18 protein-coding genes and 1 tRNA gene are annotated in these 18,930 nt (G+C 62.6%); 10 read left to right on the top strand and 9 right to left on the bottom strand.

The genetic code is table 11. The annotated features are described in order from the left end of the window. Positions 1-181 precede the first annotated feature (181 nt). From BW978_RS08645 to BW978_RS08655, 3 genes are all read left to right on the top strand, one after another. Complete coding sequence (locus BW978_RS08645) at positions 182-1,594, top strand: cytochrome ubiquinol oxidase subunit I (RefSeq protein WP_076394140.1); 1,413 nt, start codon at positions 182-184, stop codon at positions 1,592-1,594. Beyond that, positions 1,584-2,588, top strand: a complete 1,005-nt coding sequence (gene cydB / locus BW978_RS08650) for a cytochrome d ubiquinol oxidase subunit II (RefSeq protein WP_076394142.1) — start codon at positions 1,584-1,586, stop codon at positions 2,586-2,588. Before BW978_RS08645 ends, cydB begins: the two co-directional genes overlap by 11 nt. A gap of 238 nt (positions 2,589-2,826) precedes the next feature. Continuing rightward, entirely contained in the window at positions 2,827-3,840 is a 1,014-nt protein-coding gene (locus BW978_RS08655) for a Tim44 domain-containing protein (protein ID WP_076394144.1), read from the top strand. Positions 3,841-3,905: 65 nt separating this feature from the next. Here the strand turns inward: BW978_RS08655 and BW978_RS08660 are convergent, their stop codons facing one another. Then, a complete protein-coding gene (locus BW978_RS08660; protein ID WP_076394930.1) occupies positions 3,906-4,346 on the bottom strand; it encodes a GNAT family N-acetyltransferase in 441 nt (146 codons plus the stop codon). 186 nt (positions 4,347-4,532) lie between these two features. Beyond that, positions 4,533-5,117, bottom strand: a complete 585-nt coding sequence (locus tag BW978_RS08665; protein ID WP_076394146.1) for a transglycosylase SLT domain-containing protein — start codon at positions 5,115-5,117, stop codon at positions 4,533-4,535. Between the two features lie 270 nt (positions 5,118-5,387). Between BW978_RS08665 and BW978_RS08670 the strand changes: the two genes are divergently transcribed. Continuing rightward, on the top strand, positions 5,388-6,488 hold the full coding sequence (locus BW978_RS08670) for a Gfo/Idh/MocA family protein (protein WP_076394148.1): 1,101 nt from the start codon (positions 5,388-5,390) through the stop codon (positions 6,486-6,488). A 22-nt stretch (positions 6,489-6,510) separates the two neighbouring features. After that, complete coding sequence (locus BW978_RS08675) at positions 6,511-7,152, top strand: ThuA domain-containing protein (RefSeq protein ID WP_076394150.1); 642 nt, start codon at positions 6,511-6,513, stop codon at positions 7,150-7,152. A 7-nt stretch (positions 7,153-7,159) separates the two neighbouring features. Here BW978_RS08675 and BW978_RS08680 read toward each other — a convergent pair whose 3' ends face one another. From BW978_RS08680 to mnmA, 3 genes are all read right to left on the bottom strand, one after another. Then, positions 7,160-7,474, bottom strand: coding sequence for a hypothetical protein (locus BW978_RS08680; RefSeq protein ID WP_076394152.1), 315 nt, complete (start codon positions 7,472-7,474; stop codon positions 7,160-7,162). A gap of 148 nt (positions 7,475-7,622) precedes the next feature. Further along, a tRNA-Met gene (locus tag BW978_RS08685) sits at positions 7,623-7,699 on the bottom strand. Between the two features lie 159 nt (positions 7,700-7,858). Then, complete coding sequence (mnmA, locus tag BW978_RS08690; RefSeq protein ID WP_076394154.1) at positions 7,859-9,055, bottom strand: tRNA 2-thiouridine(34) synthase MnmA; 1,197 nt, start codon at positions 9,053-9,055, stop codon at positions 7,859-7,861. A gap of 182 nt (positions 9,056-9,237) precedes the next feature. On the opposite strand from mnmA, the gene dgcA reads away from it, so the two are divergent. Then, entirely contained in the window at positions 9,238-10,221 is a 984-nt protein-coding gene (gene dgcA / locus BW978_RS08695) for an N-acetyl-D-Glu racemase DgcA (RefSeq protein ID WP_175616860.1), read from the top strand. 194 nt (positions 10,222-10,415) lie between these two features. Here the strand turns inward: dgcA and BW978_RS08700 are convergent, their stop codons facing one another. Beyond that, on the bottom strand, positions 10,416-11,105 hold the full coding sequence (locus tag BW978_RS08700) for a spermidine synthase (protein ID WP_076394156.1): 690 nt from the start codon (positions 11,103-11,105) through the stop codon (positions 10,416-10,418). Positions 11,106-11,287: 182 nt separating this feature from the next. Between BW978_RS08700 and BW978_RS08705 the strand changes: the two genes are divergently transcribed. Then, positions 11,288-12,058 carry an HpcH/HpaI aldolase family protein gene (locus tag BW978_RS08705; protein ID WP_076394158.1) on the top strand — a complete coding sequence of 257 codons (771 nt, stop codon included), beginning with the start codon at positions 11,288-11,290 and terminating at the stop codon, positions 12,056-12,058. Positions 12,059-12,092: 34 nt separating this feature from the next. Further along, complete coding sequence (locus BW978_RS08710) at positions 12,093-13,085, top strand: Ldh family oxidoreductase (protein WP_076394160.1); 993 nt, start codon at positions 12,093-12,095, stop codon at positions 13,083-13,085. A gap of 20 nt (positions 13,086-13,105) precedes the next feature. On the opposite strand, the gene BW978_RS08715 is transcribed toward BW978_RS08710, so the two are convergent. Continuing rightward, positions 13,106-14,443 carry a sigma-54-dependent transcriptional regulator gene (locus BW978_RS08715; protein WP_076394162.1) on the bottom strand — a complete coding sequence of 446 codons (1,338 nt, stop codon included), beginning with the start codon at positions 14,441-14,443 and terminating at the stop codon, positions 13,106-13,108. Then, positions 14,440-16,221: a sensor histidine kinase gene (locus tag BW978_RS08720; RefSeq protein ID WP_083697559.1), complete on the bottom strand. Its 1,782-nt coding sequence runs from the start codon at positions 16,219-16,221 to the stop codon at positions 14,440-14,442. The genes BW978_RS08715 and BW978_RS08720 overlap by 4 nt, the downstream gene beginning before the upstream one ends. A gap of 312 nt (positions 16,222-16,533) precedes the next feature. On the opposite strand from BW978_RS08720, the gene BW978_RS08725 reads away from it, so the two are divergent. After that, complete coding sequence (locus BW978_RS08725) at positions 16,534-17,865, top strand: dicarboxylate/amino acid:cation symporter (RefSeq protein ID WP_139330401.1); 1,332 nt, start codon at positions 16,534-16,536, stop codon at positions 17,863-17,865. Between the two features lie 79 nt (positions 17,866-17,944). On the opposite strand, the gene BW978_RS08730 is transcribed toward BW978_RS08725, so the two are convergent. Then, positions 17,945-18,253 carry a ribbon-helix-helix domain-containing protein gene (locus tag BW978_RS08730; protein ID WP_069044070.1) on the bottom strand — a complete coding sequence of 103 codons (309 nt, stop codon included), beginning with the start codon at positions 18,251-18,253 and terminating at the stop codon, positions 17,945-17,947. A gap of 233 nt (positions 18,254-18,486) precedes the next feature. Here BW978_RS08730 and BW978_RS08735 point away from each other — a divergent pair, with 233 nt between their 5' ends. Next, positions 18,487-18,882: a VOC family protein gene (locus BW978_RS08735; RefSeq protein WP_076394168.1), complete on the top strand. Its 396-nt coding sequence runs from the start codon at positions 18,487-18,489 to the stop codon at positions 18,880-18,882. Positions 18,883-18,930 lie beyond the last annotated feature (48 nt).

An 18,930-nucleotide genomic window follows, 5' to 3' on the forward strand; every position in this document is an offset into this window, starting at 1 on the left:
ACGGCGCGGGATCAAACCCGCGCCGTCTTTGTTTTTCGGCTGCTTTCGGCCAAACGCAAAGTTACATATGGAAAAATATATGCGTTGAACTGACGCATGGCGGGTTGTCGCATTGCGTATGCAGTGCGAGGGTATAGTTGATGTTTATCATCTCCGGGAGGAGAGAAGGAAGGGACATCCCATGTTCGAGCACTTCGACGCACAACTCCTGGCACGCATACAGTTTGCCTTCACCGTGTCGTTCCACATCATATTTCCCGCCTTTTCCATAGGGCTTGCGAGCTACCTTGCCGTGCTTGAAGGCCTCTATCTCTGGAAGAAGGACAAGGTCTATCTGGAGCTCTTCGACTTCTGGAAGACCATCTTTGCTGTCGCTTTCGGCATGGGCGTCGTCTCGGGCATCGTGATGTCCTACCAGTTCGGCACGAACTGGTCGGTCTTCTCCGACAAGGCCGGGCCGGTCATCGGTCCCTTGATGGGTTACGAGGTCCTGACCGCCTTCTTCCTGGAGGCGGGGTTCCTCGGTGTCATGCTGTTTGGTCGCAATCGGGTCGGGCCGGGGCTGCACTTCTTCGCGACACTGATGGTCGCCTTCGGAACCTTGATCTCGGCAACCTGGATCCTCTCGGTTAATTCCTGGATGCAGACGCCTGCAGGCTTCGCGATGAACGATGTCGGGCAGTTCGTGCCTGTTGATTGGTGGAAGATCGTCTTCAACCCGTCCTTCCCCTATCGCCTTGTTCATATGGTCATCGCCGCCTATCTGACCACTGCCTTCGTCGTCGGCGCGGTCGGAGCCTGGCATCTCGTCAAGCGCACGGCGCCGCGCCGCGCCGGCAAGATGTTCTCCATGGCCATGTGGATGGCAGCGATCGTTGCGCCGATCCAGATCTTTGCTGGCGACATGCACGGCCTCAACACGCTGGAGTATCAGCCGGTCAAGGTCATGGCCATGGAAGGCCATTTCGACAGCCATCCGGAGGGTGCGCCGCTGATCCTCTTCGGCATTCCGAATACGGAAGAGAAGCGGATCGACTACGCGATCCAGATCCCCAAACTTTCGAGCCTGATCCTGAAGCATGATTTGAACGCCCCCCTTGCGGGCCTCGATACGATCCCCGACGACAAGGAACCGCCAGTCGCCATCGTCTTCTGGTCCTTCCGTGTCATGATCGCCATTGGCTTTGCGATGCTGGGTGTCGGTCTCTTCTCGCTCTGGTGTCGCTGGAAGGGCACGCTCTATTCCAGTGGATGGCTGCATCGCGCGGCCCTGGTCATGGGACCCTCGGGTTTCGTCGCCGTGCTCGCCGGCTGGATCACCACCGAGGTCGGGCGTCAGCCCTATACGGTCTATGGCCATCTGCTAACGGCCGATTCGATCTCGCCGATCGCAGCTCCCGCGGTCGCGGCCTCGCTGATCGCTTTCATCGTCGTCTATTTCATCGTCTTCGGTGCCGGCACCTTCTACATCCTGCGCCTGATGGGACGATTGCCGCGCGATCCGATGCCGGATCTCGACGATGGCCCGATCCGCACCTCCGGCATCACGCCGGCCGCCCAGCCTGGACACCATGGAGGCAGACATGCCCATTGATCTTCCCTTCATCTGGGCCGGCATCATCGCCTTTGCCGTGCTTGCCTATGTCATCCTCGACGGTTTCGATCTCGGCGTGGGCATCCTCTTTCCCTTCTTTCCTGAAAAGCACGAGAAGGATCTGATGATGAACTCGGTGGCGCCCGTCTGGGACGGCAACGAAACCTGGCTGGTGCTCGGGGGCGGCGGGCTGCTCGCGGTCTTCCCGCTCGCCTATGCGACGATCCTGCCCGCCCTATACGCGCCGCTGATCATCATGCTGCTTGGGCTGATCTTCCGGGGCGTCGCCTTCGAATACCGCTGGCGTACGCAGCGCGCGGAGTATCTGTGGAATTGGGCCTTTGCTGGTGGCTCCTTCGTCGCGGCCTTCTTCCAGGGCGTGGCACTTGGTGCCCTGGTTCAGGGGATCCCTGTCGAGAACCGTGCCTATTCCGGCGGTTGGTGGGACTGGCTGACGCCGTTTTCGCTGGCGACCGGTGCCGCTCTTGTCATCGGATATGCGCTTCTCGGCGCGACCTGGCTCGTGATGAAGACGGAAGGCGAGATCTCCGATCGGGCGCGGTCCTTCGCGCTGCCTCTGTCGTTTGCCACAGTCGGGGCGATGGGCGTCTTCAGCCTCTGGACCCCCTGGCTCGAACCGCTCTATTTCGAGCGCTGGTTCAAGTTCCCGACGCTGATCTTCTCGATCATCGTTCCGGTTCTGGTGCTCGGCTGCCTATACGTGATCGTCAACGGGTTGCGCAAAGGCCATGACGCGCGGCCCTTCCTGGCTGCACTCGGCCTCTTCGTCCTCGGCTATGCTGGTATCGGGATCAGCTTCTATCCCTATATCGTGCCGACATCGCTGACCATCTGGGAGGCTGCAGCACCCGACGAGAGCCTTGCCTTCCTGCTCTACGGTGCCGTTATCCTCGTGCCGATGATCCTCGGATACACGGCCTATGCCTATTGGGTCTTCCGTGGAAAGCTCAATCCTGACGAGGGCTATCACTGATGGACAAACGCCTCTTTGCCAGCCGCCTGCTGTGGTTCGTCGGCCTTTGGGCCGGCGGCGTGATGGCGATCACGATCGTCGGACTGATCATCAAGTTCTGGCTTGGAGCCTGAGTTCGATCACCTGAAATTCAATGGAAATCGGCTCGCTCTCTCTTCAAAAGAGAGCGAACTCTCTCCATATGAGAGACAAGCCTGAAAAGGCATTCAAGACTGTTTCGAGGAGGACAGGAAACACGATGCGGCAATACGCAAAAACATTCGCGACGCTTGCGCTTGGCATGATGGTCACGCTGGTGGCCGTCGACTTTGCCGAAGCGCGTCGCGCCAGCGGCGGCTTCGGCAGCCGCGGCACGCGCACTTTTGACGCTCCTGCGGCAACACGCACCGCGCCAACTCCGGCCGCGCCGATCGAACGGACGATGACACCGCGCACCAATGCGAACCAGCCCGGTGCTGCCCAGTCGACGGCGGCCAATCAGGCTGCGCGTCCGGGTGGTCTGTTCGGCGGTCTCGCCGGCGGTCTGATGGGTGGCCTGCTGCTCGGCGGCCTCTTCGGCATGCTGATGGGCACGGGCTTCGGCGGCGGCTTCGGCATCCTTGGCCTGCTCCTGCAGGGCCTCTTGATCTTCTTCCTGATCCGCTTTGCGATGCGCATGTTTGCCAATCGGCAGGCGACGGCGTCCGGTCCGGGCAATGCGCCGGGTTTCGGCGGCTTTGGCGGCATGGCGCGTGACAACCAGAGCGGTGATCAGGCTCGTCCGAGCTTCCAGATCCCGAAACTCGGTGGCGGCGGCGTATCGTCCATGGCTTCCGCTCGCCGGTCCGGTCAGTCCGACGAACTCGGCATCACGCCGCAGGATCTCGAGCGCTTCGAGGAGCTGCTGCAGGAGATGCAGCGCGCCTATGCGGCCGAGGACTATGGTTCGCTGCGCCGCATCACGACGCCGGAAGCCATGTCCTATCTCGCCGAGGAACTGAGCGAGAATGCCACCAAGGGTGTCAAGAACGAGGTGCGCGACGTGCACCTTGTGCAGGGCGACGTGGCTGAGAGCTGGGCCGAAGACAAGATGGAATATGCGACCGTCGCCATGCGCTATGAGGCGATCGACTATGTCGTCGACCGCCAGAGCGGCGACGTGGTCGAGGGCGATCCGAACACGCCCACCGAATCGGTTGAGCTCTGGACCTTCGCGCGGCGTCCCGCCACGAAGTGGCAGATCTCGGCGATCCAGGGTGTCGAACAAGGCTGAGTGCGTCGGCACTCTGCAACCCAAAACATGTTGGGGCCCGGCCTTTCGGCCGGGCCTTTTTTGCGTCAGCGCACGAGCTTGATCAACTCGAAGGGAAGTCCGCTGTCGTCGTTCGGACGGCGGCCTGTCTCCATGAACCCAAGCCGGTCGTAGAAGCGGCGGGCGCTTTCATTGAGGGTGTATACCTCCAGCTCCAAACTTGAGCGGAGTTGCGAGGCATGCTCCACGAGATGCCGGCCGATGCCCGTCCCATGGTGGCTCGGGTCGACGAAGAGGCCGCCGATGGTTTGGTCCAGTAGGCTGATGAAGCCGACGATCTCGCTGTTCCGCAGCGCCACATGGGTCTCCGCCAGGGGCAAGTAATGGTCGGCCACGAGGGTCGCCTGGACGTCCAGTTGCTCTCGGGCGAGGAAGGGATGCCCTTTCTCAGATGCCGCACGCCAGATAGCGACGAGGCGCGTGGTATCCTCGGGCAGAAAAGCCCGGATCTTCAGGTCGTATTTCATGATTGTTCCGTCAGTCGTGTTGTTGATGCGCATGCGACAGCGTTCGGCTGTCGAGCCGTTCCCATAGGGTTCAAAGGCTGTCGTTACTGCGCATCAAACTCCTTCTCGCTGACGATCCTGAAGCTTTAGACCTTGAGGCGTTTAGCCTCAAGTGTTGAATGGCCGAACCGCCCGATCAGCTCTCCCTCAGCCCGGGCACTGCTGCAACTGCTTGGCGTAGGTATAGGTGATGTCGGTAAACCGCTTCGCACCCCTCAGCGCCTCCGGGCGCTTGTTGTAGGCGCCGCGCAGATAGCCGGTATGGCCGGAGTGATAGGCCAGATACAGCTTGTAGGGGTCGTTCAAGGGGATGTTGACCTTCGTCGCGCTCTCGCGGTGATACCAGCCGATGAAGCGGATGGCGTCGGCGAAGTCGGTGCGGCGGGCGCCCCAGCGGCCGGTTTCGCGCTGGTAGCGTTCCCAGGTGCCGTCGAGGGCCTGGGAATAGCCATAAGCGGTCGACTGGCGCTTGCCGGGGATGAAGCCGAGGATCTTCTTGCGCGGCGGCTTGGCGTTGTGGCGGAAACTCGATTCCGTATAGATCGTCGCCATCAGGATCGGGACTGGCACGCCATATTCGCGCTCGGCGGCGATTGCCGCGCGGCGCCAGTTGTTGAACAGCCCGTCGCGCTGCTCGAAAATCGCGCAGGCATTGCGGGTCTGGGATGGCGGCTTGGCACAGGCCGACAGCATCAGCATGACGCCGAGGGCAGATATGAGAGCGGTACGCATGACAAAACCTCGCTACAGGCCCACCATCCTATTCATTAAAATTTAACGAAAGGTTTTCTTAACCGCCCCCGGATCTCGCATCCCCCAATCAGGGGTGGGGATGTCGGTGGAGGGCTGCCCCGCATGCTCGCCTGGCGAGAAACAGGCGTTGACGTCAGTCGCATTTGCCACCAGTCTGCCGGGCGATCGTTAGGCAGCGAGGAGGAACGGTTGCGTTCTTGCCCGGCGATCGCAGGTGGACATTCGTCCGGGAGCGAGGATTTCCAGAGCATGCAGCAGGTCGGCATCGGCATCATCGGATGCGGCAATATTTCAGGCGCTTATCTCAAGGCGCTCCAGCATTTTCCCATTCTCAAGGTCTGCGGAATTGCCGACCTCAATGCAGAGCTCGCGCAAGCGCGGGCCGCGGAATTCGGCGTGCCGGCGCGCACCATCGACGAGCTGCATGCCGATCCCGAGGTTGCCATCATCGTCAACCTGACGATCCCCAAGGCGCATGTCGAGGTGGGGCTGAAAGCGCTTGCCGCTGGCAAACATGTCTATTCGGAAAAGCCGCTCGGCGTCACCTTTGCCGAGGGCAAGCGGCTCGTGGAGGCGGCGAGATCGCTCGATCTCCGTGTCGGCTCCGCCCCCGATACCTTTCTCGGCGCCGCCCATCAGACGGCGCGCGGGCTGATCGATCAGGGTGTGATCGGTCAGCCGATCGGCGGCACGGCTTTCTTCATGTGCCCCGGCCATGAGCGATGGCATCCCAATCCGGACTTCTACTACGAGGCCGGTGGCGGGCCGATGCTCGACATGGGGCCTTACTACATCACCGATCTCGTCAATCTCTTCGGCCCTGTCGAGAAGGTGGCGGGCTTTGCCACCAAGGTGCGGGACAGCAGAAAGATCGGCAGCGAGCCGCGCCGGGGCGAGACGATCCCCGTGCATGTGCCGACGCATGTCGCGGGGCTGATGTCTTTTGCCAATGGCGCGGTGGTGCAGATCTCCATGAGCTTCGATGTCGCGGCCCACTGGCACAAGCCGCTCGAGGTCTATGGCACCGAGGGCACGCTGATCGTGCCCGATCCCAATCATTTCGGCGGCGACGTGTTTGTCCTGCCGCTGACGGGCGAGGCGCAAGGCAAGCCGGTGACGTTTCCCTATGCCGACGGAAACTGGCGCTCGCTTGGCGTCGCCGACATGGCGCATGCCATCCTGTCTGACCGACCGCATCGGGCGAACGGGGATCTGGCGCTGCATGTGCTCGAAGTCATGGAAGCCTTCCAGACGGCTTCCGACCGGGGCGAGACGGTTGGCATCAGCACCACTGTGGAGCGGCCGGCGCCGCTCGAACAGTCGCTCATCGATGGCCTGATCGGCCGCTGAACACAACAACAGGGAAGTTCACATGCGTCAGGTTCTTATTTGCTGGGGCGGCTGGGACGGGCACCAGCCCGAACAATGCGCCGCCGTCGTCGCCGACATGCTGCAGGCGGAAGGCTTTACCGTCCGCGTCGAGGCGGGCACCGAGGCCTTTGCCGATTCCGTCATCCGCGACTACAGCCTCATCGTGCCGATGCTGACGATGACCAGGATCGAGAAGCCGGAAATCGAGAACCTGGAGCTTGCCATTCGCGGCGGCGTCGGCCTCGGCGGCTTCCACGGCCAGGCGGGCGACAGCTTTCGTGACTGCGTCCAGTATCAATACATGATCGGCGGCCAATGGGTCGCCCATCCCGGCAACATCTATGATTACACGGTCAATATCGTGAAACCCGACGACCCGCTCGTAACAGGCGTCAGTGATTTCCCCTATCGCTCCGAGCAGTATTACATGCATGTCGACCCGAACAACGAAGTGCTGGCGACGACCACCTTTACCGGCGAGCACGATGAGTGGATCGACGGGCATGTGATGCCGGTCGTCTGGAAGCGCCGCCACGGGCAGGGCAGGGTGTTCTACTCCTCCCTCGGCCATCAGGCGGCGGAGTTCGAGGTGCCGCAGATGCGGGAGATTGTGCGGAGAGGGTTGGTTTGGGCGGCGCGGTGAGGGCGTATTAGCCGACGAGCCAGGACCGCACTGCCGTCCAGTTGTTGAGAATGACAATCACCGCCGTGGCGATCGACAGCATGGCGGCCGCCTTGCCCATGGTCGGCAGGCTGTTGACACGGCCTTTCAGCTCGCCGAACTCGATCGCGGAGGGTGCTGCGCGCAGCATGCCCTTGATCTCGGCGGTATCCTGCAGGACCCGCTTCATATCGTCTTCTAGGGCTTTGACGCGCTGTTCCATGGCTTCAAATGTGCCACCGCCATCGCTGTCTTTCAAGGCGCCTGCCATCGGAACGCGGCGTTTCGGCGTATTGCTGGCCATCTCATGTCATCCAATCGCGTATCCACAATGACTGGTGCAATCTTTGCGGGAAATCGGTTGGGCGTCAAGAATGGCAGAGGATGACTAGCGATCTAACGTAGCGCCGATGCAATCGGCCATCTCAAGCATCAGTGAAATAGGAAAATTTTGGTAGCGGGGGGCGGACTTGAACCGCCGACCTTGGGGTTATGAATCCCACGCTCTAACCACCTGAGCTACCCCGCCACACATCGGACACTTTAGCCTTGAGGCCGTCGCCGTCCGAAGCGATGGGCGGCTTATAAGGCGAGGGTCCGATCAAAGTCAAGCGCGGTCTGGCCAAAAACAACGTGGCTTTCCACCGGCTTGGCCGAAGAGCCTGACAGCGGCCCGAAAGCCGTTGCTTCAGGCCGCCACGGGGCTGGCGAGAAGCGCCTTCAGCGAAGCTTCCGCGGTGCCGGAGCGTTCCGACCGCTCGATGAAGCCGCCGCCATAGACGCGGGCATCGGCGCCGGTTGCCGAATAGAGCACGCAGGCCTGGCCGGGGGCGACACCGGCTTCGCCGATTTCGAGATCGACATAGACGCCGCGCTCGTCGGCATGCAGGACGGCAGGCGTCGGCGGGCGGGTGGAGCGCACCTTGGCGAAGCAGGGCATGCCGTCTGCGGCGTCTTCGGCCAGCGTGCGGTCGCCCAGCCAGTTGATGTCGCGCAGATAGACGCGGTGGGTTTCCAGCGCTTCCTTCGGGCCGACGATGACGCGGCGCGAGCGGGCGTCGAGATAGATGACGTAGAGCGGTTCGCCGGTGGCGACGCCCAAACCCTTCCGCTGGCCGATCGTGTAATGCAGGATGCCTTCGTGGTTGCCCAGCACCCGACCATCGAGATGCACGATGTCACCGGCCAAAGCTGCATTCGGCTTCAGCTTGTTGATCACGTCTGCATATTTGCCCTGGGGCACGAAACAGATGTCCTGGCTGTCGGCCTTCTGGGCGACGACGAGGCCCATCTCTTCGGCAAGCACGCGGACTTCCGCCTTCGACATGGCGCCGAGCGGGAAGCGCAGATAGTCGATCTGCTCCTGCGTGGTCGCAAAGAGGAAATAGCTCTGGTCGCGTTCGCTATCGATCGGGCGGAAGAGGGCGCGGTGGCCGGGATCATTGGCGAGCGGCACGGACTTCGAGCGGATGTAATGGCCGGTTGCCAGCGCATCGGCGCCGAGTTCCCGTGCGGTCGTCAGCAGATCGGCGAACTTGACCGTCTGGTTGCAGGCCACGCAGGGGATCGGCGTTTCGCCGGCGACATAGCTTTCCATGAACGGGTTGATCACGGTGTCGCGAAAACGCTGTTCGTAATCGAGCACGTAATGGGGAATGCCGAGCGTTTCGCAGACGCGGCGGGCATCGTCGATGTCCTGGCCGGCGCAGCAGGAGCCGGCGCGATGGACGGCAGCGCCATGGTCATAGAGCTGCAGCGTGATGCCGAGGACGTCATAGCCCTCGCGCTTCAGGATGCCGGCGACGACGGACGAATCCACGCCGCCCGACATGGCGACGACAACGCGCGTATCTTCCGGTCTCTTGTCAAAATCCAGCGTGTTCACGGGCTTCGTCTCTGTGCTTCATGCGACCGGATCATGTCCCCCACTTCAGGGGATCCTGGCCAAGCGTTGCGGGGCTTTTCACCCACGGCGGCTGCCGGTCTGATTGTTGACGGATATAGAAAGGATTGCTTGTTCATGCAAGAGCAGCGATTCGCGGCGTGTCCCGCAGGGAGGTCCCCACTATGCCCATCCAGATGACCGTCACACCGGAGAGCTTTCCGATTGCAGGCAGCTTCACGATTTCGCGCGGGTCGAAGACCGAGGCGAAGGTAGTCGTCGTACGGCTGACGGACGGCGTGCATGTGGGGCAGGGCGAATGCGTGCCCTATGCGCGTTATGGCGAGACGGTCGAGAGTGTCGTCGAGGTGCTGACGGCGCTCGTGCCGGAGGTGGCGCAAGGGTTGGATCGGGTTGGGCTGCAGGACCGGCTGAAGCCGGGGGCTGCGCGCAACGCGCTTGACTGCGCTTTCTGGGATCTGGAGGCCAAGCGGGCGGGCAAGCCAGTCTGGCAACTTCTGAAGTTACAAGAGCCTACGCCGCTGTCGGTGACCTATACGCTGTCGCTCGGCACGCCTGAGAGCATGCAGGCAGCGGCGGAGAAGGAGGCGCACAGGCCGCTTCTGAAGGTCAAGCTCGGCGGCGAGGGGGATGTGGAACGCATTCGTGCCGTCAGGGCGGGTGCGCCGAACTCCGCCATCATCGTCGATGCCAATGAAGGATGGAGCCTTGAGCAATACAAGGCGCTGGCGCCTGTCTTTCTCGATCTCGGGGTGAAGCTGGTCGAGCAGCCGTTTCCGGCGGGTTCCGATAATGCGCTGCTTGGGTTGGACCGCGTTCTGCCCGTCTGTGCTGACGAGAGCTGCCATGACACGGCGTCGCTCGCCTCGCTGAAGGGCAAGTATGATGCTGTTAACATCAAGCTCGACAAGACGGGCGGGCTGACGGAAGCGCTTCTGATGCGCGATGCGGCGGTCGCACAAGGTTTCGAAATCATGGTCGGCTGCATGGTCGGCACCTCGCTTGCCATGGCCCCGGCCTTTCTGATCGGCCAGGGGGCTGCTTTTGTCGATCTCGACGGGCCGCTGCTTCTGGCGCGGGATCGGGAGCCTTCGATTGCCTATGACGGCGCGATCATGCCGCTGCCGCTGCGTGGGCTGTGGGGCTAAAGAAAGTCCCCTCCCAAACCCTCCCCACAAGGGGGAGGGCTTAACCCAGCCCTGCCGTCTGCGCCTCTAGTTGACCGCTTTGCCATCGGCAGAAGGTTGTTTGCGCTCAAGCTGGTGGAAGTGCATCCGCGCGTCCTTTCCCCCTTGTGGGGGAGATGGCCGGCAGGCCAGAGGGGGTATGTTGGCGTGTCGGCTCAGCTCTTCGGAGCAAACGGCCCGTTCTTCGCCATCCAGATCACATGCTTCTTGCCGCGACCGGTTCTCCCCGCGCGGACGGGAATCTCTTCTGCGCCATAGCCGCAGTCCTTCAAGCGGCGCGTGAAGTAGGGATCTGGACCCTGTGACCAGACGCCGAGCACGCCGCCGCGGGTGAGGGCCGACTTGGATTTGCGTAACCCGTCATGGGAATAGAGGCCGTCATTCGCCTCGCGCGTGAGGCCATCGGGTCCGTTATCGACATCGAGCAGGATGGCGTCGAAGTGGCCCTTCGACTTGGCGATCAGCGCGCCGACGTCGCCGACGTGAATTGCAACGCGGGGGTCGTCGAGGCTGCCGGCATAGATCTCGGCCATGGGGCCGCGTGCCCAGTCGACGACGGCGGGCACGAGTTCGGCCACGGTCACCTTCGCATCCTGAGGCAAGACAGCGAGGGCGGCGCGCAGCGTGAAGCCCATGCCGAGGCCGCCGATCAGGATGTGTGGGCGCTTGTGGGTCGCGATCCGCTCGAAGGCGAGGGTGGCGAGTGCTTCTTCGGAGCCGCTGAGGCGGCTGTTCATCAGCTCGTTGGTGCCGAGCATGATGGAGAATTCTGATCCTCGGCTCTTCAGGCGCAATTCGCCGCCGCCGGGTATCTTGGCCGTGTCGAGCTGGATCCAGGGGAGCATGGGTCAATTCCTGCGCTTGAAGGTTCTGCCCGTATCATGACGGACCGTTCGGCTTCAACTCCTGCTTCGCCCCGGCATCCGTACCAAAGCCGTCTGATTGGGCCTTGCGGTTTGCGTCCGCCAGAGCGCATCTTCAGCGTCAAACACGCCGCGTCGACACGTCCTGCAGTTGGAGAATGCCCATGCCCGCCCCCAAGAATGCCTTCAAAGCCGCCCTCTATGACACCAACGAACTGCTTGTCGGCTTCTGGGTGGCGCTGGCGAGCCCGCATGTCGCAGAAGTCTGTGCCGGGGCCGGCTTCGACTGGATTCTCATTGATGGCGAGCATGGACCGAACGATATTCCGCTGATGGCGGCGCAATTGGCGGCGGTGGCGCGGCATCCGGCGCATCCCGTCGTCAGGCTGCCGGTCGGCGAAAGCTGGCTGATCAAGCAGGCGCTCGATATCGGCGCGCAGACCGTGATGATCCCGATGGTCGAGACGAGGCAAGAGGCAGAGCGCCTGGCCAAGGCTCTGCGCTATCCGCCGGAGGGGATCCGCGGCATGGGGGCGAGCCTCGGTCGTGCCTCGGATTTCGGGCGGATCGCCGATTACGCGGAGACGGCCAATACCGAGGTCTGCCTGATCGCGCAGATCGAAAGCCGTCTCGGCGTCGAGAACGCCGATTCCATCATCACGATTGCGGGTGTTGACGCAATCCTCATCGGGCCGGCCGACCTTGCGGCAGACATGGGCCATCGCGGCAACCCCACGCATCCAGAGGTCATGCAGGCCGTCGAAACCGTGATCGGCAAGGGTGTCGCTGCCGGCAAACCGGTCGGCATCATGTCCGGCGATCCGGCCATGCTTGCGATGGCGCGCAAGGCCGGCATTCGTTTCTTCGCGTCTTCGACCGATGTCAGCCTGCTTTCCGCTGCCGCCGCCAATCTTGCAGCGTCGATGCGCGGTTGAGCTTGCTTTCCCTCGATACTCTCATGGTTCTTCGATGAAGCTCACACTTGTAGAAGCCGAGGCGCTGGTCGCCGACGCGCTGAACCGTTCTGGCGTGGATGAAACCAATGCGCGATCCGTGGCCCGTGCGCTTGTGGCCGCCGAAGCCGCCGGACAAGGCGGTCACGGCTTGCGCCGGGTCGAGGCCTATAGTTCCCAGGCGCGGGCCGGCAAGGTGGATGGCTTGGCCAAGCCGCAGGCGTCGCGACCAAGGCCGGGCGTCGTCGCCATCGATGCGATGAACGGCTACGCCTATCCGGCGCTCGATCTTGCCGTCGAGATGTTGCCCGGCATCGCGCGCGAGCAGGGTATTGCGATCGCCACCATTTACCGCTCGCACCATGCCGGTGTGATGGGGCTGACGGTCGGGCGTTTCGCAGAGCGCGGGCTGGCGGCGCTGATGTTTGCCAATGCCCCGGCCTCCATGGCCCCTTGGGGCGGCAACAAGGCGCTTTACGGCACCAACCCCATTGCCTTTGCCGTGCCGATCGAGGATGGCGAGCCCATTGTCGTCGATCTGGCGCTCTCCAAGGTGGCGCGCGGCAAGATCATGGCGGCGCGGCAAAAGGGCGAGGCCATCCCCGATGATTGGGCCTTTGATGCCGATGGCCAGCCGACGACGGACGCCAACCGTGCGATGGACGGCTTCATGGCGCCGCTCGGCGGTGCGAAGGGAGCAGCGCTTGCGATGATGGTCGAGATTCTCTCGGCGGGCCTGATCGGTGCCAACTACGCTTTCGAGGCCTCGTCCCTGTTCGACGACAAGGGGCCGCCCGTGGCGCTCGGCCAGACGATCATCGCCATCGATCCAACGGCGACAGGTGGCCCTGGCGTCTTCTCTCGGCTGGCGCTGCTGGCGGATGAAATCGGGGCGCAGGAAGGCGCGCGCATTCCCGGGCGGCGCGGGCAGGGACTGGCTCGTGTCGCCGAAGCCGAAGGCGTCGTGATCGACGACGACGTGGTCGCGGCCATCCGGGCGATCGCCTGACGGGACATGACGATCTTTAGCTATTCGAAATCAGCGCGGTTGATGCCGTGGCGTTGGAGCTTGTCGTAGAAGGTCTTGCGCGGAATGCCGAGCGTCTCGATCGTAGAGCGCACGTCGCCCTTCGTCGACCGCAGTGCTTCGCGGATCAGCTCAGCCTCGTGGCGTTCCATCTGCTCAGGCAGGGTGAGGCCCGGTGCGGGTGTCCCTGACGTCTGTTTCGGCGGCGGCGTAATGCCAAGCACGACACGCTCGGCAAAATGCGAGAGCTCGCGGACATTACCCGGCCATTCGTGGCTCTCCAGATGTCGGCGCACCTCGGTCGTCATGACCGGTATGTCGCGGCGGAAGCGTCCGGCGGCGCGAGTCATGAAGTGGGCAAAGAGCAGCGGGATGTCAGCGCGGCGTTCGCGAAGCGGCGGGATCGAGATCGTCACGACATTCAGGCGATAATAGAGGTCCTCGCGGAATTCGCCGCGCTCGGCCGGGTTACCGAGATCGACTTTGGCGGCGGCGACGACGCGCAGATCCACGGGCCTCACCACGTTGGTGCCGAGCGGGCTTACCTCGCGCATCTCCAGAACCCGCAGCATTTTCACCTGGGTGGAAAGCGGCATGCTCTCGATCTCGTCGAGAAACAGCGTGCCGCCGCTCGCATGTTCGATCCGGCCGATCCGCTTCTTCTGGGCGCCGGTGAAAGCGCCCGGCTCGTGGCCGAAGAGTTCGCTTTCGATGACGGTCTCTGGAAGTGCGCCGCAATTCAGCGCCACGAAATTGCCGCGGGCGCGGCGGCTCCACCGGTGCAGCAGAGTCGCCACCACTTCTTTGCCGCTGCCGGTTTCGCCTGCGATCAGCACGTCGACATCGGTGTCCGCGATCTGGCGCAGCGTCTGGCGCAGATGCTCCATGGCCGGCGTCTGGCCGATCAGCGGCAGATCGTCGGGTGTGGCCGTGGCCGCCTCACGCAGGCGGCGGTTTTCGAGAACCAGCCGACGTTTTTCGGCGGCCCGGGCAACGCTCTGCACGAGCCGATCGGCGGGGAAGGGTTTGGCGATGAAGTCGTAGGCGCCGTCGTGGAGGGCATTTACGGCCATGTCGACGTCACCGTGTCCGGTGATCAGCAGGACCGGCAGATCCGGATCGAGGCTCTGGATACGGGCGAAGAGTTCCAGCCCGTCCATGCCGGCCATGCGGATGTCGGTGACGACGACAGCCTCGCTGTCCCGCGACAGCTGCGCCAGTGCCTGGGCAGCGGCGCCGAAATCGCGCACGGCATATCCGGCCAGCTCCAGAGTCTGGCGCGTGGCGCGGCGCAAAGCCTGGTCGTCGTCGACAAGGATGATCTCGATGCCGTTGCTCATGCCCGTGCCCTCTTGAAGGTGATGGTGAAGGTGGTGCCTGCAGCGCTGGTTTCGACCGAAAGCCGGCCGCCGTATTCAGTGACGATGTCACGGGCGATCACGAGGCCCAGGCCGAGCCCTGCCTCCTTGGAGGTGGTGAAAGGTATGAACAGGTTGTCCCTAACGTGAGCCGGTAGGCCGGGGCCAGTATCGCTGAGGGCAAGATCGAGCTCGTCGTCGGTGAGGCGCGTCAGCTCAATGGTGATCGCGCCATTTGCTTTGCCTTCAATAGCTTCGAGCGCATTCTGCAGGAGGTTGATCAGAACCTGTTCAAGGCGGATGCGCTGGCCGAGCACCTGGAGATCGGGGGGGACGTCGCCAATGGTGAGGCGATCGAAGCTGCCGGCAAAGCGGCTCTTGAGCAGGAAGAGGGCGCCGTCGATCGCGGCCTTGAGTTCGACGGGCTCGGCCGCCTGCCGGCCCTTGCGGGCAAGCCCCTTCAATTCGCCGGTGATCGCGCCGATGCGGTCGGTGAGCTCCGCGATCAGCCCAAGATTCTCTTTTGCCGTCTCTGCCTTGCCTCGATCGAGGAAGGCTTTGGCATTGTCGGCATAGGCCCGGATGGTGGCCACGGGCTGGTTGATCTCATGCGCCACGCCGGCTGCTACCTGGCCGAGGATCGCCAGACGGTTGGCCTGGACGAGATCCTGCTGCACGCCTTGCAGGCGGATGTCGGTTGCGTGGTGCTCGGCGATCTCGGCCTCAAGGCGGTCGCGGGCTTCGGTGAGTTCTGCCGTGCGCAGGGTCACCTGACGTTCAAGTTCCGCCTGCGCGGCCTTCGCCTCTGCTGTGCGGCGGGCAGCACGACCGCTGCGATAGAGGAAAAAGCCAGCCGCGGCGAGCAAGGGCAGGCCAAACGCGACCGCAGTGGTGCGCCCCTGCAAGGTGCCGGCATCCATCGCTGCTGCGGCGGGCGCCAGCAGGTGCAAGGTCCAGGGCGTGCCGGGCACCGGCAGGGTCTCAGCGACATGCGGCTGGCGTGGAAGAGCGCCGGAGGTGTCGGTCGCCACCATCGTGTGTCCGTCAAGGTCGAAGAGCGACCAGATCGGGACTGGCAAAAGCGGGGCTTCGCCAAATTGCAGGCTGTCGCGGATTGCCAGCCGATCTTGCTGCGGGATGTCGGTGATGGTGAAAAAGCGCCAGTCCGGACGGCTGGTGATCAGGACGATGCCTCTGGTGTCGGTGACATAGGTCGGGCGCCCGGACCGCTGCCAGTCCTGCTCCAGCTCGTTGAACTCGACCTTGACGACGACGACGCCCAGCGGCTTACCGGCAGCGTCATCGACGCGGCGGGAAAGGTAGAGCCCCGGCCTGCGGCTGACATTGCCCAGCGCATATTGTTCGGCCGTGCCGCTCGCCATCGCCCCGGTGAAGTATTCGCGGAAGGCATAGTTGCTGCCGACGAAGCTGTCGGGCTGACGGAAGTTGCTGGCGGCGATCGTCAATCCCTCGGTGTTGACGACATAGATCACGGATGCGCCGGTTCCCGAGTGCAGGGCCTCCAGCTTTTCGTTCAGGCGGTTGACGCTGCCGGGGCCGGGTGTCTGCAATGTGTCGGCCAGTTCGGCGTCCGTGCCCAGCACGTAGGGCAGGGTGCGTGACCGGTCGAGCACGGCAATCAACAATGCGCGCTTCAGCTCCGCGTCGGTCTGCGCGTCTTCTGCCACCTTGTTCAGAGCCAGGATCTTGCCCCTCTCGCCGGCGTAGAACAATGCGAGGCCTGACAGCAGAACTGCCACAACGGCACAAATGAGCCAGAGTGTGCGACTTGAGCTTCGAAAGGGCGGCATCACGTGTGTAGGTCCTGGTAAGGTGTGCGGTAGATCGCATCCTAACATATCAAGTCTGTGCGGAATACCGCACGTCTTGATTCAGTGAATCAAGTCTGTATGCGGATAAAATCCAGTTCTTTCAGAGTTTTAGATCCATTTCCTCGGTGTGGCACGCGCCTTGCTAACCTTTGTTCCAAGCGGCCACGCCGCTTCCCAGTCAGTTGAGCCACCGCCCGGGAGGCCGGAACTCGTTCCGTCAGGGCGACCATGGAGGAAAACATGCATATCGACACCGCAGAGCACGCGCCCGAGGGCCGGCAGCCCTTCTATAAGCTTCTCTATGTTCAGGTCCTCGCCGCGATTGTCGCTGGCATCCTGCTCGGCCATTTCTATCCCGAGATCGGCGCACAGCTGAAGCCTCTGGGTGACGCCTTCATCAAGCTGGTCAAGATGATCATTGCTCCGGTCATCTTCCTGACGGTCGCCACCGGCATTGCCGGCATGAGCGATATGAAGAAGGTCGGCCGCGTCGCCGGCAAGGCGATGCTCTACTTCTTCACCTTCTCGACGCTTGCGCTCATCGTCGGCCTCGTGGTCGCCAATGTCGTGCAGCCCGGTGCGGGCATGCATATCGATCCGGCCACGCTCGATGCTGCGGCCGTTGCGACCTATACAGAGAAGGCGCATGACTCGTCGATCACAGGCTTCCTGATGAACATCATCCCGACGACGATCGTCGGAGCGTTTGCGGATGGCGATATCCTGCAGGTGCTGTTCTTCTCGATCCTGTTCGGTATTTCGCTGGCGCTTGTCGGCGAGCGCGGCAAGCCGGTCACCGACTTCCTGCAGGCGGTTATCGCGCCCGTTTTCAAGCTCGTCGCCATCCTGATGAAGGCAGCACCGATCGGTGCCTTTGGCGCCATGGCCTTCACCATCGGCAAGTATGGCATCGGCTCGGTCACCAATCTCGCCATGCTGATCGGGACCTTCTACATAACGTCCTTCCTGTTCGTGGCGGTCATCCTCGGCGCCGTCTGCCGCTACAACGGCTTCTCGATCCTGGCGCTGATCCGCTACATCAAGGAAGAGCTTCTGCTCGTTCTCGGGACGTCGTCGTCGGAAGCAGCCCTTCCGGGCCTGATGAACAAGATGGAAAAGGCCGGCTGCAAGCGCTCGGTCGTCGGTCTCGTCATCCCGACCGGCTATTCCTTCAACCTCGACGGCACGAATATCTACATGACGCTGGCGGCGCTCTTCATCGCCCAGGCGACCGATATCCAGCTGCCGCTCGGCGACCAGATCTTGCTGCTGGCCGTCGCCATGCTGAGTTCGAAGGGGGCTGCTGGCATCACCGGCGCTGGATTCATCACGCTGGCTGCGACCCTTTCGGTCGTGCCCGCGGTGCCGGTTGCCGGCATGGCGCTGATCCTTGGTATCGACCGCTTCATGTCGGAATGCCGGGCGCTCACCAACTTCATCGGCAATGCGGTGGCAACCGTGGTCGTCGCGCGCTGGGAAGGTGAACTCGACCAGACGCTCTTCCATGCAGCACTCGGTGGCAAGGTCCTCGAAGAGGACGACATCCAGCCGGAACTGCAGCCGGCAGAATAATACTTCCGCGCCGACCCAAGACGGCGATCGGAACTGAAGCGCGGCCCGGTATTCATCGGGCCGCGCTTTTTGTTTGCCTCTACTCGGCGGCGATGATGTGGAATTCGGGCGGCTGTGCCGGGTTCTGCGCCTTGCTCATCAAGTAGATCAGACAGCTCGTCCGAAGCAGGGATGCAAAGTTCGAAACCGAACCGTTGATCTCCAGTGCTTCGTCGTGGAGCGTCGACAGGAAGCGGGATGTCGAGAAATTCTGGCTGGCTGCGATCTCGTCGATCAGCACCCAGAAGGCGGCTTCAAGCTGGATGCTGGTGGAATGACCACCGATGCGGACGGAGCGGTTCACCGCGCGATATCGGCCCGGGTCCTGTCCTGCGAAGACTTCACACATGGCATGCTCCTCCCTGGTTTTCGTTTCTTAGGTTTTCGGTCTTTTGGGGCATTATGTTGCGCGCCGCAGCTCTGGTCAATTTCCGTCTTTCCTAAACTGCCTCGCCCGGCTGCGAAGAATGGCCACATCTGCCGGCGAAAAAAATCGGCTGCGGTAATGGGCTGCTACCAGCCGTCCGGAAAATAGCGACATCCTCTCTGCATGACATCTGTCAGCATGCGAGGAACAGCCCATTGGCCAAAATGATCCATTCGATGATCCGAGTTCTGGAAGAGGTCCGATCCGTTTCCTTCTACGTGCAGGCATTCGGTCTGGAAGTCGCAGAACGTCTCGATTTCGAGACCTTCACCCTGATCTATCTCAGCAATGCGGAGAGCGAGTTCGAGCTTGAACTCACGGTCAACAAGGGCCGCGAGGAGGCCTATGACCTTGGGACCGGCTACGGCCATCTTGCGGTCAGCGTCTCGGACCTCGACGCCGAACACAAGCGGTTGACGGATCTCGGCCTTAACCCGGGCAAGATCGTCGAGTTCAACCGCGACGGGGCGCTGCTTGCCCGCTTCTTCTTCATCACCGATCCCGATGGCTACAAGATCGAGGTCCTGCAGCGGCACGGACGGTACAAATGATCGTATGGCCGGGGGAAGAGGAGCCCTCGGTCGTATGTTTTCGCAGCC

The sequence above is a fragment of the Rhizobium sp. RU33A genome (assembly GCF_900156055.1).
Taxonomy (GTDB): Bacteria; Pseudomonadota; Alphaproteobacteria; order Rhizobiales; family Rhizobiaceae; genus Allorhizobium.